10 protein-coding genes are annotated in these 13,268 nt (G+C 70.5%); 7 read left to right on the forward strand and 3 right to left on the reverse strand.

What is annotated here, in order from left to right; all coding sequences use genetic code 11:
• Positions 1-3: 3 nt before the first annotated feature.
• Positions 4-1,032 carry a methyltransferase domain-containing protein gene (locus LXT23_RS30600; protein WP_253983881.1) on the reverse strand — a complete coding sequence of 343 codons (1,029 nt, stop codon included), beginning with the start codon at positions 1,030-1,032 and terminating at the stop codon, positions 4-6.
• Between the two features lie 99 nt (positions 1,033-1,131).
• A complete protein-coding gene (locus tag LXT23_RS30605) occupies positions 1,132-1,680 on the reverse strand; it encodes a GspE/PulE/PilB domain-containing protein (RefSeq protein ID WP_253983882.1) in 549 nt (182 codons plus the stop codon).
• A gap of 244 nt (positions 1,681-1,924) precedes the next feature.
• On the opposite strand from LXT23_RS30605, the gene LXT23_RS30610 reads away from it, so the two are divergent.
• Both LXT23_RS30610 and LXT23_RS30615 read left to right on the forward strand, forming a co-directional pair.
• Complete coding sequence (locus LXT23_RS30610) at positions 1,925-3,877, forward strand: S9 family peptidase (protein ID WP_253983883.1); 1,953 nt, start codon at positions 1,925-1,927, stop codon at positions 3,875-3,877.
• A gap of 114 nt (positions 3,878-3,991) precedes the next feature.
• Positions 3,992-5,947, forward strand: coding sequence for a S9 family peptidase (locus LXT23_RS30615; protein WP_253983884.1), 1,956 nt, complete (start codon positions 3,992-3,994; stop codon positions 5,945-5,947).
• A gap of 131 nt (positions 5,948-6,078) precedes the next feature.
• Here LXT23_RS30615 and LXT23_RS30620 read toward each other — a convergent pair whose 3' ends face one another.
• On the reverse strand, positions 6,079-6,366 hold the full coding sequence (locus LXT23_RS30620; RefSeq protein WP_253983885.1) for a hypothetical protein: 288 nt from the start codon (positions 6,364-6,366) through the stop codon (positions 6,079-6,081).
• Positions 6,367-6,585: 219 nt separating this feature from the next.
• Here LXT23_RS30620 and LXT23_RS30625 point away from each other — a divergent pair, with 219 nt between their 5' ends.
• From LXT23_RS30625 to serA, 5 genes are all read left to right on the forward strand, one after another.
• Positions 6,586-6,963 carry a SpoIIAA family protein gene (locus LXT23_RS30625; protein WP_253983886.1) on the forward strand — a complete coding sequence of 126 codons (378 nt, stop codon included), beginning with the start codon at positions 6,586-6,588 and terminating at the stop codon, positions 6,961-6,963.
• 104 nt (positions 6,964-7,067) lie between these two features.
• Complete coding sequence (locus LXT23_RS30630) at positions 7,068-8,720, forward strand: serine protease (RefSeq protein ID WP_253983887.1); 1,653 nt, start codon at positions 7,068-7,070, stop codon at positions 8,718-8,720.
• A 276-nt stretch (positions 8,721-8,996) separates the two neighbouring features.
• Positions 8,997-10,226 carry a GAF domain-containing sensor histidine kinase gene (locus LXT23_RS30635; protein ID WP_253983888.1) on the forward strand — a complete coding sequence of 410 codons (1,230 nt, stop codon included), beginning with the start codon at positions 8,997-8,999 and terminating at the stop codon, positions 10,224-10,226.
• A 111-nt stretch (positions 10,227-10,337) separates the two neighbouring features.
• Complete coding sequence (locus tag LXT23_RS50430) at positions 10,338-11,999, forward strand: sensor histidine kinase (RefSeq protein WP_253983889.1); 1,662 nt, start codon at positions 10,338-10,340, stop codon at positions 11,997-11,999.
• A gap of 11 nt (positions 12,000-12,010) precedes the next feature.
• A complete protein-coding gene (gene serA, locus LXT23_RS30645) occupies positions 12,011-13,264 on the forward strand; it encodes a phosphoglycerate dehydrogenase (protein WP_253983890.1) in 1,254 nt (417 codons plus the stop codon).
• Positions 13,265-13,268 lie beyond the last annotated feature (4 nt).

The raw sequence follows: 13,268 nt of genomic DNA on the forward strand, positions 1-13,268 counted from the left end.
CCATCAGCGCCGCGTCAGCTCCAGGTAGATGACGTTGTCCACGCTGTCGCGGTACAGGCGCACGGAGGCGAGCGCGTCGATGGGCACCTCGCCCAGCAGCGCGCGCATGCCGTCCTCGTCCCGGTAGGTGAGCCACCAGTCCATGAAGGCCTCCATGTAGCCCGTCTCCGGCGGGTACATGGCGAAGTTGGCCACCACCATCCGCCCGCCCGAGCGCAGCATGCCGAACAAGAGCCCGGTGAGCCGCGTGGCCACCGCGTCCGACAGGTAGTCGTAGAGGCCCGCGGAGTACACGAAGTCCATGTCGGAGAACTTCGTCTTGCCGGACAGCAGCGCGCGCACGGAGCCGCACTGCGTCTTCACCACGCCGTGCGGGTTGTGGTGCGAAATCTCCGCCAGGCTCAGCGGGTCCTGGTCGAAGGCGACGAGCTCGGCGACGCGGCGCTCGGCCACCGCGCGCGACGACTCCGCCTCGCGCAGGTGGCCACACGCCACGGAGAGGATGCGCGCGGCGCCCGGCACGCGCTCGGCCGTCTCGTCGATGGCCCGCGCCAGCAGCTCGCGCCGCTCGCGGACGCTGACCGAGCTGGGCTGCTGGTGCATGAACCGGTAGATTTCACGCCCCGCGTGCAGCTCGTCCGACGCGTGGTCCATGTACAGGTAGTCGATGAGGACCGCGTCCCCCGCGTACCCGCGCGGCCGCTCATACGCGCGGCGCGTGAAGGGACACTGGTGGAGGAAGGGCCGCAGCGCATGCTTGCGAGCGACCTCCTTGCAGAAGCGCTTCCACACCTCCGGGCTCCACCGCCTGCGCAGGGTGAGCAGGCCCAGGTGCAGCGACTGCATGTCCTGCCGCAGCACCTCGTCGGGGGCCTGCAACATCCGCTCGTGGACGTTATCGAGCCACTGCCTCGCATCGTCCAGGGCCTCTTGGAACGTGGGCTCCGGAGGAGGGGCAACCAGCCTGTTGCGCTCGCCTGCCAGGATGGGGGCAACGCCGCTGCTGGTGGAAGTGGTCTGGGAATCGTGCATCGCCAACACAACGCGGAAGGGGCCGGCTTTCACTTCCTGGACGCCGCCCCCTCAACCAACTCGTGGCACGAGTGGGCAGGCGGGCGCGGCTCCGAAGCCTCACCCCAGTCCGACGGGCTGGGCCGGCCCCGGGTCGACACACCGGGTGATTTCAAGAGAGGTGCCATCATCCGTGGGCAGCTCCAGCGGGGCCACGTCCCAGCTGTCGAGCACACCGTGCTGACGCAGGGTGCGGTCGATGTCGTCCGGCAGCGCGAGCACCGGGCGCACGGTGAACCGGGTGATGAACGACAGCTCGTCCAGCTGCGGCAGGTTCTCCGGCTGCCAGGTGGCCACGTAGAGGATGACGCGAGCGCCCTGCCGCTCCACGCGCAGCGGGCAGACGCGAAACCGCTTCAGCACCGTGGCGGGCACGCTGCGCACCACCTGTGGCGGCACCCGCGCCATCTGCTCGCCCCGGACGAAGGGCACCTGGAGCTGGCTCGCCAGCACGCGCCGGAGCAGGTCCGGGCCGAGCATCCGCATGGCGACCAGGGCCTCGCCCAGCCGGCCTCCCCACTGGGACTGGTACGCCAGCCCCGTGGCGAGCTGCTGCTCCGTCAACAGCCCCAGCTGGACCAGCAACTCCCCCAACCGCGCCCGCCGCACACCGCACCTCCGGAGCCGAGTCTCAGGCGGCGGGAAATGCGTCCGGCGTGCCACTCCCTGTCCCAGTGCTTTCGCACTGTTGCACCGGGCGTTCACAGCCAGGGTGAAACCTTTTCCGCGGGTGGGCTTTCGAAATGCCAGTCCCGGGGGCGCAAACGGTTTTTGTACGGCAGGTGGCATTGGGCCAGAGTGCCCGCCTCGCGCGAGCCCTGGGGCCCGCGGTGATTGCCCACCTGGAGCCGACATGCCGTCCCGTCTCACCGTGTCACGCACGCTCGCCGCGCTGACGCTGCTTCCCCTGCTGGCGCTGGCCGCGCCCAGGCCGGCGAAGCCCACGGGGGCCCCCTCGCTCCCGTCGAAGCAGTACACCCTCGAGCAGCTCATGGAGACGACGGACGTGTTCGGCGCGTCCTTCTCCCCGGACGAGAAGCGGGTGCTCTTCACGTCCAACGAGACTGGCATCTTCAACGTCTTCTCGGCGCCGGTGACGGGTGGTGAGCCCACACAGCTCACCCGCTCCACCACGGACGCCACCCTCGCCGTGAGCTACTTCCCCAGGGACGAGCGCGTCCTCTTCTCGCGGGACCAGGCCGGCAACGAGATGACGCACCTCTACGTCCTCACGCCGGACGGCCAGGAGCAGGACCTCACCCCGGGCGCCGGCAACCGCGCCAGCTTCCATGGCTGGAGCCACGACGGCTCCGCCTTCTACGTGCTCAGCAGCGAGAGGGATCCGCGCTACCAGGACCTGTACCGCTACGACGCGAAGACGTACGCGCGCACCCTGCTCTTCCAGAACGACGGCTACAAGGTGGGCGCCGTGTCCCCGGACGAGAAGTGGCTTGCCCTGGAGAAGGCCCACACCACCGCCGACAGCGACGTGCACCTGTACAACGTCGCGACGAAGGAGCTGAAGCACCTCACCCCGCACCAGGGCATCGCCTCGTGGCGCGTGGCCACCTTCGACCCGGCGTCCTCCGCGCTGTACCTGCTCACCAACGAGGGCTCGGAGTTCACCCGCGCGGTGCGCCACATGCTGGCCACCGGCAAGCGCGAGGACGTGGAGAAGGCCGACTGGGACGTGATGTACCTGACGCTCTCCAAGAAGGGCACGCTGCGCGTCACCGGCATCAACGAGCACGGCCGCGCCGTCATCCGCGTGACGGACACGAAGACGGGCAAGCCGCTGGCGCTGCCGAAGCTGCCCGAGGGCGGCATCACCGACGTGGTGATTGCGCGCGGGGAGAAGCGACTGGCCTTCTACGTGAATGGGGACCGCTCGCCGGCCAACCTCTACGTCTATGACCTGGCCACGAAGAAGGCCACCCGGCTGACGGACACGCTCAGCCCCGCCATCGACGCGAATGACCTGGTGGTGTCGGAGGTGGTGCACTTCCAGGCCTCGGACGGGCTGCGGATTCCGGGCATCCTCTTCAAGCCGCACCAGGCCACGGCGGAGAAGAAGGCGCCCGCCATCGTCTGGGCCCAGGGCGGCCCGGGGGACCAGACGTACCGGGGCTACCTCAGCTTCATCCAGTACCTCGTCCACCACGGCTACGTGGTGCTCGCCGTCAACAACCGCGGCAGCTCCGGCTACGGCAAGACGTACTTCACCGCGGACGACCAGAAGCACGGCCGCGAGCCGCTGCGCGACTGCGTGGAGGCGAAGGGGTACCTCACCGGCCTGCCCTACGTGGACGGCGCGCGCGTGGGCATCCTCGGCGCCAGCTACGGCGGCTACATGGTGCTGGCCGCGCTGGCCTTCCACCCGGACGCCTTCAACGTGGGCGTGGACGTCTTCGGCCCCTCGGACTGGGTGAGCCTCTTGAAGGACCTGCCGCCACACCAGGAGGCGTTCCGCGACGTGCTCTACCAGGAGATGGGCAACCCGGAGACGCAGGAGGACATGCTGCGCGCCATCTCCCCGCTCTTCCACGCGGAGAAGATTCGCAAGCCGCTGCTCGTCATCCAGGGCGCCAACGACCCGCGCGTGAAGAAGGCGCAGTCGGACGCCATCGTCCAGGCCGTGCGCAAGAACAAGGTCCCCGTCGACTACCTGGTCCTCCCCGACGACGGCCACGGCTTCGGCAGCAAGAAGAGCGAGGCGGAGTCCACCGAGCGCATCCGCACCTTCCTGGACGAGCACCTCAAGGCGCCCCCCGCGGCTCCCGCGGCCCCCGCAACCCCGGCGGAGTGAAGTCCGTCTGACGCAATCGGGTGACCGGAATTTCGTCTTCCAGACGCCGTTACGCCAGATTGGCTCTCCGCGGGCCCGCCGGGCCCGCCCTCTCCCTGTCCCCCTGGAGGTTCCATGACGTCCTGGTCCACCGTGTCACGCGCGCTCGCCGCCGTGGCGCTCGTTCCCACCCTGGCGCTGGCCGTGCCGCAAGCAGCGCCGGCCGCCGCCGCGAAGCCGCCCACCGCCCGCGCCGCCACGCGCCCCTCGAAGAGCTACACCATCGAGCAGTTCATGGCGACGACGCGGCTGCAGGGCGCGTCCTTCTCCCCGGACGAGAAGCGGCTGCTCTTCTCGTCGAACACCACGGGCATCTTCAACGTGTTCTCCATCCCGGTGGGGGGCGGCAAGCCCACGCAGCTCACGCGCTCCACCACGGACAGCACCTATGCCGTGAGCTACTTCCCCAGGGACGAGCGCATCCTCTTCTCGCGCGACCAGGGCGGCAACGAGCTGACGCACCTCTACGTGCGCACGCCGGACGGCAAGGAGAAGGACCTCACCCCGGGCGAAAAGCACCGCGCCAGCTTCTTCGGCTGGAGCGATGACGAGACGGCCTTCTACGTCCTCAGCAACGAGCGCGACGAGCGCTACATGGACCTGTACCGCTACGACGCCAAGACGTACGCGCGCACCCTCTTCTACCAGAACGACCAGGGCCTCGACGTGGGGAACGTGTCCCCGGACGAGAAGTGGCTCTCCCTGGAGAAGACCAACACCACCTCCGACAGCGACGTGCACCTCTACAACGTCGCGACGAAGGAGATGAAGCACCTCAGCCCGCACAAGGGCACCACCGCGTGGTGGTGGTCGGCCGCCTTCGACCCGGCCACCTCCGCGCTGTACCTGCTCACCAACCAGGGCTCCGAGTTCACCCGCGTGGTGCGCTACGTGCTGGCCACCGGGAAGGTGGAGGAGGTGGAGAAGGCGGACTGGGACGTGATGTACACGTACTTCTCCAAGAAGGGCGCCCTGCGCGTCACCGGCATCAACGAGGACGGCCGCACCGTCATCCGCGTGCACGACGTGAAGGCCGGCAAGCCGCTGGCGCTGCCGCAGCTGCCCGAGGGCGACATCACCGGCGTGACGCTCGCGCGCAGCGAGAAGCGCATCGCCTTCTACCACAACGGCGACCGCTCCCCTTCCAACCTCTACGCCTACGACGTGGAGACGAAGAAGGTCACCCGGCTGACGGACACCATCAACCCCGAAATCGACGCGAAGGACCTGGTGGACTCCCAGGTGGTGCGCTTCAAGTCCTTCGACGGGATGCAGATTCCCAACATCCTCTACAAGCCGCACCAGGCCACGGCGGAGGCCAAGGCGCCCGCGCTCATCTGGGTGCACGGCGGTCCCGGCGGCCAGACGCGCAAGGGCTACTCCGCGTTCATGCAGTACCTCGTCAACCACGGCTACGTGGTGCTCGGCATCAACAACCGCGGCAGCTCCGGCTACGGCAAGACGTTCTTCACGGCGGATGACCAGAAGCACGGCCGCGAGCCGCTCCAGGACTGCCTGGAGGCGAAGAAGTACCTGGCCAGCCTCCCGTACGTGGACGCCTCGCGCATCGGCATCATCGGCGGCAGCTACGGCGGCTACATGACGCTGGCGGCGCTGGCCTTCCACCCGGACGCCTTCAACGTGGGCGTGGACATCTTCGGCGTGTCCAACTGGCTGCGCACCCTGAAGAGCATTCCCCCCTACTGGGAGGCCCAGCGCCTGGCGCTCTACCAGGAGATTGGCGACCCGGTGAAGCAGGAGGAGCAGCTGCGCGCCGTCTCGCCCCTCTTCCACGCGGAGAAGATTCGCAAGCCGCTGCTCGTCATCCAGGGCGCCAATGACCCGCGCGTGCTGAAGGTGGAGTCGGACGAAATCGTCCAGGCCGTGAAGAAGAGCAAGGTCCCCGTCGAGTACGTCGTCTTCCCGGACGAGGGCCATGGCTTCAGCAAGAAGAAGAACGAGGCCGAGGCCTACTCGCGCACCCGCGCCTTCCTGGACCAGCACCTCAAGAAGGCCAACCCGACGAACTGAGCCGGGCCCGTGAAACGCCGGCGCGGTGGACCGGGCCGCATCCAGCAGGCCCCCTCCACCGCGCCAGCACTGCTTCACGCCCCCACGAGGGCGGAACCGGCCGCCCACGGGTCGCGCCTTCCTTCAGGACTTCAGGCCCGGAGCGGGTTCACGACCTCCGGGCACTTCCAGTACGTGTACTCGCAGACGTCCCGCGACGGGTCGCAGGGCACCTTCATGATGGTGATGAGCTCGCACGGGTGACGCGGCACGTCCGCCCCACCCGCGCCGCGCGTGCGGCCATCACTGCCCGCGTCGCGCGGCTCCTCCTTCGCCTCCGGCAGCTCGGGTGGGGGCACCACCACGGCGGGGTGGCCCCTGAGAGACACCGCCGGCGCGGCGCCCAGCACGGCGCCCAGGACATAGAGCTTCGTGTTCATGATGAGAGACCCTCTTGCCAGCTGTGACCGCCATCGCACCCCTTCGGCGCGTCGGTTCCGGTGCAGCGGCAAGGACGTAGGTACCACCCGGGTCTGACATTCCACGTACTCCCGGACAGGGCAGGCGCCCCACCCGCCAGGGTGCCCCCCGCGTCCTCGGGTATCGGAATGTCACCGGCTGCGGCTAGGATGTCGCGCCCCGCCCGGAGCCCGCACCACATGCCTTTTCAGATCAACGTCCATACGCAGGACCGCATCCTCGAGGTCATCTACCCCGCGCAGGTCACCTCGGAGGACCTGGCCGAGTACCTGAGCGATGTGAAGAAGGCCATCAACGCCTTCAACGGCGAGTGGTCCGCGCTGGTGGACCAGTCCCAGCTCCGGGTGATGCCGGGCGACGTGGTGAGCGCCATGGCCAGCCTCAACGCCTACGCGCAGCTGCACGGCATGATGCGCTCGGCGCGCGTGGTGGTGGACCCGCCCTCGGGCCTCCAGGCCTGGCGCATGACGAAGCGGGCCATGCTGACCATCCCCACCCGCACCTTCGAGTCGCGCGGCGAGGCCCTCGCCTGGCTGAAGGACCCCGAGGCCGACTGAGCCCCGGCCTCTGAGATACCGCCAGTTCGGAATTTTCGCCTATAGTGGGGTCAGGCTGACCATCCCCCGGTTGGCCTCACGTCTCCCCCAGGAGTGGAAGTTCCATGCGAAACCCCCGGTCCGACGCCCGCAGGCAACTGCTCGGCGCGCTGCTGTGCACGCTCTCCTTCGCGGCCTGTGAGCCGGCCCCGGAGCCCGGGACGCCCCGGGGTGAGGCCCCGCCGACGAGCGCGGGCGGGCAGCCCGTGGTGTACGGCACCGACGACCGCATGGACGTGTACGCCCATCCGAGCGCCACCCTGCGTGCCCGCGCCCAGCAGTCCACCGTGGCGCTGATGAACAGGTCGGACATCGACATGTCCAACCCCAACGACGTCACCTTCCTCTCGGACACGCTGCGGGACTTCTACAACCTGTGTCCCTCCGAGCGCTTCCTGGACGACCCGACGCCGGCCCAGTGCTCGGGCACGCTCATCGACGACGACCTGGTGCTCACCGCCGGCCACTGCATCACCAGCGCGTCGGCCTGCGGCAGCACGCGCTTCGTGTTCAACTTCTACCGCGACAGCGCCACCACCCTGCAGCCGGTGACGACGGCGGACATCTTCTCCTGCCAGTCCATCGTCGCGCGCCGGCAGAGCACGACGGGGGGGCGCAACCTGGACTACGCCGTCATCCGGCTGGACCGGCCGGCCACCCCGCGCTTCACCCCGGCCCCGGTGCGCGCGGGCAACGCGCCCCTGCCGGCGGGCACCCGGGTGACGGTGATTGGCTCGGGCAGCGGCATCCCCTTCAAGATTGACTCGGGCGGCTCGGTGCGCGACGCGCGCGCCTCCACGCTGGACTACTTCATCGCCAGCACGGACACCTTCGGCGGCAACTCGGGCTCGGGCGTGTACGAGAACGACGGCCACACGGTGGCCGGCATCCTGGTGCGCGGCGAGACGGACTACGTCCCCGAGGGCAGCTGCAACGTCGTCAACGTGTGCGAGGAGGACGGCTGCGGCGGCGAGGACATCACCTACGTGCGGCCCGCCATCGACGCGTACTGCGCGGTGGCCACCAGCACGCGGCTGTGCGCCAGCGTCCCGCCGGTGGGGACCTCCTTCCCCTACTCGGCCAGCGCCACCCAGAGCGCCACCGTGAACACCGTCAACCGCGGGGTGGCCCTCACCGCGGGCCAGAAGCTCACCCTGGGCACGTGCGGCGTGGCGAGCGCCGCGTTCACCGGCGACACCTGGCTGCGCCTCAACGGCCCCGCCGGCGTCGAGGTGGCCTCCAACGACGACGCATGCGGGGGCCGTGGCTCCAGGCTGGTCTTCACCGCCCCCGCCGCCGGCACCTACGAGGTTCGCGCCGGCTGCTACGCCGCCGGGAGCTGCTCGGGCACGGTGGCGTGGACGGTGGAGGCGGGCAGCCCGCCGCCGGCCGCTAGCGGCGTCTTCGCCTTCAACGCCAGCAACACCAACAACGCACAGGCGAACACCGTCAACCAGGACGTCACCGTCCCCGCCGGGCACAGCCTCACCTTCGGCACCTGTGTGGTGGTGGGTGGCAGCGGCACCGGTGACACCTGGCTGCGCCTGTACAACAGCGCCGGCCAGCAGGTGCTCGACAGCGACGACTCCAGCGGCTGCGGCCAGCTGTCCCACGCCACGTACACCGTGCCCGAGGGCGCGGGTGGCACGTATCAGCTCCGCGCCGGCTGCTACGGCAGCTCCAGCTGCAGCGGCTCCGTGAGCTGGACGGTCCGGTAGCCCCCTCCCGGTGGAAGTGGCGGGACGCCCACGCGACACGGGCCGTCCCGCCCTCCCGGGTCCTGAAGCACCGCGGTCCCCCTGCGCCCCAGCGCGCCTGCCACCGTCAGACAGTGGACATCCCCCGGTTGCGGCAGCCGGGAGGGCTCCCTAGATCTGCAGGCATGCAACCAGGCCTCCGGCTGTCCCAGGCGCCCCCCCTCGGGCGTGACGAGCGAGTGAACGTCGTGCCTCCAAGGCGTGTTGGCTGAATCCCTCTCGCGAAGGAGGAGCTCCTTGCGCAGGTTCCAAGACCCGCTGCCGCTCGAGGCCTTGTCTCACGATGACGCGCTGGTGCTGTTGGAGGTCGTCCGTGAGCTCGCCCATCCGCGTGAGCTGGAAGACGTCATGGCGCTCGTGCGTCGCGCGGCCCGCCAGCTGAGCGGCGCGGACGGCATCACCTTCGTGCTGCGTGAAGGGGACACCGTCTACTACGCGGACGAAGAGGCCATTGCCCCGCTGTGGAAGGGGCGCCGCTTCCCCATCGGCTCGTGCATCTCCGGGTGGGCGATGCAGCACCAGTCCCCCGTGGTCATCGAGGACATCTACGCCGACGCGCGAATCCCCCACGAGGCCTACCGCGCCACCTTCGTGAAGAGCCTGGCCATGGTGCCCATCCGCCGCCTGGACCCCATCGGGGCCATTGGCGCGTACTGGTCGGTGCCCCACAGGGCGAACGCCCGCGAGGTGGCGCTGCTGCAGACGCTGGCGGACTCCACGGCGGTGGCCGTGGAGAACGGGCGCCTGTACTCGGCGGAGCGGTCCGCGCGCCAGGCCGCCGAGTCCGAGACGCGGCTGCGCAAGGAGCTGCTGGCCATGGTGTCGCACGACCTGCGCAACCCGCTGGGCGTCATCACCATGACGACGTCGCTGCTGGCGCCGCTGCTCGCGCCGCTCAACGGGCGCGCGCGCCACCACCTGGAGACCATCAACCGCTCCGCGCTGCGCATGGAGCGGCTCATCCATGACCTGCTCGACTTCGCGGCGCTCGAGGGCGGGGCGTTCCGGCTGTCGCCCGTGCCGCTGGCCCTCACCACCCTGATGGAGCAGGCCGCGGAGCTGGGCCCCATCGCCCACGAGCGGGGCATTGGCCTGGAGCTGCACGGCCCCATGAGGAACGTCGCCGTGCGGTGCGACCCGGACCGCATCCACCAGGTCTTCTCCAACCTGGTGGGCAACGCCGTCCGGCACACGCCCGCGGGCGGACGCATCCAGGTGGCGGCCGCCGTCCAGGAGGACCGCGTGGAGCTGAGCGTGTCCGACACGGGCACGGGCATCGCCCCCGAGGTGCTGCCCGTCCTGTTCGACAGGCTCCTGCGGCCCCCCGCGCGCACGCCCGGCAGCGGGGTGGGCCTGGGCCTGTCCATCACCCGCGGCATCGTCGAGGCACACGGCGGCACGCTGCGCGTGGCGAGCGAGGTCGGCCAGGGAACGACCTTCACGTTCACCCTGCCCATGGCCGTCTGAGGAACGGGCGGGCGGGCGCGGAAGCAAGACCTGCAGGGAAGCCTCGCTCGCACGCCCGGGCGGTCCGGCGGGGCCGTTCATACGTTCATGGTCCGAAGCGGGGGGCCGGGCGTGGACGAAGCGCGGCAGCGGACACTCTGGCGCAGGGCGGGGAAGGTGCCACGGCTCGCGGTGGCGCTCGTGCTCCCCCTGTCCACGGTGGTGCTGGCGGGCTGGGCCGTCTGGGGCAGGGACGTGCTGGCGGCCGTGTTCCCCGGGCTGCCCACCATGATGGCCCTGTCCGCCGTGAACTTCGTGCTCCTGGCGGTGTCCCTCGGCTGGCTGCTGGCGGGCAGCCCCACCCGGACGCTGCTGGCGAAGCTCGCCGCGGCGCTGGTGGTGGGAGCGAGCGTGGTGACGCTCGCCTCCTATATCTGGAGCCCGGAAGCGCTCTGGATGCCCGGCAGCCTGGCGGCCCGCCGCATGTCCCCGCAGACCTCGCTGGGCTTCCTGCTGCTGGGACTGTCCCTGCTGTCAGTGGACGGCCGGGGCGCGGGGACGGCCCGCTCCCAGCTCCTGGCGCTCGCGGCCGTGCTCGTGCCGCTGATGGCGCTGCTCGGCTATGCCTTCGGAGAGGTCCGCATCTACCGCCTCCGCAGCGGCCTGGGCATCGCCCCGCACACGGCGGTGGCGCAGGTGCTGCTGGCCCTGGGCGCCCTCGTCCTCCGGCCGGACCAGGGGCCGGTGTCGGTGGTGACGTCGGCGGCGGCCGGAGGGGTGATGGCGCGGCGGCTGCTCTTCGCGGGGCTGCTGCCGGTGGGCGTGGGCGTGCTGGTGCACCTGGGCGTGCACCGGGGGCTGATGGACGCGCGGCTGGCGTGGCCCCTCTTCGCCGTGGCGATGATGGTGGCGCTGACGGCGGTGGTGTGGCGGGCCGCGGCGGTGAGCAACCGGCTGCACGAGGAGCAGGTGCGGGCCCGGCGGCAGGCGGGAGCCGAGGCCGAGCTCCAGCGCCAGCTGGCCGGGGAGAACGCGCGGCTGGCCCAGGAGGCGGAGGCCGCGGCGCGCGAGCGGGAGGAGGTGCTGGCCATCGTCTCGCACGACCTCAAGAACCCGCTGGCCACCGTGCGGCTGGGCGCCGCGGTGCTGCAGCAGAAGCTGGGACGGCTCGCCGGCGGGGAGGCGCTGGTGGGCCGGGTGGCGGCCATGGACCGGGCCGCGCTCCACATGCTGGGCCTCATCACCAACCTGCTGGATGCGGCCCGGCTGGACGCGGGCCAGCCGCTGGCGGTGATGCCCCGGCCGGAGCCGGTGGGCGAAGTCGTGGGCGAGGCCCTGGCCCTCATCGAGCCCCAGTTCACCCGGAAGAACCTCCGGCTGGAGCAGCGCCTGGAGCCGGGGCTGATGGCCCAGTGCGACCGCGAGCGCATCCTCCAGGTGCTCGCCAACCTGCTGGGCAACGCCCTGAAGTTCACCCCGGCCGGAGGCACCGTGACGGTGGAGACCGCGGGCGGCACGGAGGAGGTGCGCGTGGCCGTGCGGGACACCGGCCCCGGCATCCCCCCGGACGAGCAGCCCCGCGTCTTCCAGCGCCACTGGCAGTCCCGCGCCACCATGCGCCAGGGCAGCGGCCTGGGCCTCTATATCGCCCGGGGCCTGGTGGAGGCCCACGGCGGCCAGCTCTGGGTGGAGAGCACCACGGGGGCCGGCAGCACGTTCACCTTCACCCTGCCGCTGCCACCCGGGCGGCGGCTCCCTCACCCCACTCTTGACAGGCCTGGAGCCGAGGTCTAACGCACAGCGACATGAGCACTGCCCGGTTCCCGCCTTCGCCCACGCGTCCCATCACCAACGAGGGCCCCTTCCGGGCCCTGCTGCTGGAGAACATCCACCCGTCCGCGGAGGAGATGCTGGCCGCCGAGGGCTTCCAGGTGGAGCGCACGAGCTCCGCCCTCAAGCCGGAGGAACTGGCCGAGAAGCTGAGAGGCGTGCACCTCCTGGGCATCCGCAGCAAGACGACGGTGCCGGGGGCCGCGCTGGTGCACGCGGAGGAGCTGCTGGCCATCGGCGCCTTCTGCATCGGCACCAACCAGGTGGAGCTGGCGGCCGCCAACACGCACGGCATCCCCGTTTTCAACGCGCCCTTCAGCAACACGCGCAGCGTGGCGGAGATGGTGCTGGCGGAGGTCGTCGTGCTGACGCGCCAGCTCTTCGACCGCAGCCGCGAGGTGCACGCGGGCCAGTGGCGCAAGGTGGCCACCGGCAGCCGCGAGGTGCGCGGCAAGACGCTGGGCATCATCGGCTATGGCCACATCGGCTCGCAGCTGGGCGTGCTGTCCGAGTCGCTGGGCATGCGGGTGCAGTACTACGACGTGATGACCAAGCTGCCGCTGGGCAACGCGCAGTCGGCGGCCACGCTGGACGAGCTGCTGGCCACGTCGGACTTCGTCACGCTGCACGTGCCGGCCACGCCGTCCACGCAGCTGATGATTGGCGCGGACCAGCTGGCGCGGATGAAGAAGGGCGCGTGCCTCATCAACGCCAGCCGCGGCACGGTGGTGGACATCCCCGCACTGGCGCGGGCGCTGCGCTCCAAGCACCTGGGCGGCGCCGCGGTGGACGTCTACCCGGAGGAGCCGGAGACCAACTCGGACGGCTTCGTCACGGAGCTGCAGGGCCTGCCCAACGTGGTGCTCACCCCGCACATCGGCGGCTCCACGGAAGAGGCCCAGGCGGCCATCGGCAAGGAGGTGGCCACCAGCCTGCTGAAGTACTTCAAGGCGGGCGCCACCACGGGCGCGGTCAACTTCCCGCAAATCGAGGCGCCGCTCATCCCCGGCACGCACCGCATCCTCAACGTGCACCGCAACATCCCGGGCGTGCTGCGCGACATCAACAAGATTGTCTCGGACCTGAACGCCAACATCCACGCCCAGGTGCTCAGCACCGACGCCAACATCGGCTACCTGGTGATGGACCTGGACCAGGACGTGTCCCGCCCCGTCTGCGACGGCATCGCGGGGCTGCACACGGACATCAAGACGCGCATCGTCTCCTGACGGG

It is taken from the genome of Pyxidicoccus xibeiensis (genome assembly GCF_024198175.1).
Classification (GTDB): Bacteria; Myxococcota; Myxococcia; order Myxococcales; family Myxococcaceae; genus Myxococcus; species Myxococcus xibeiensis.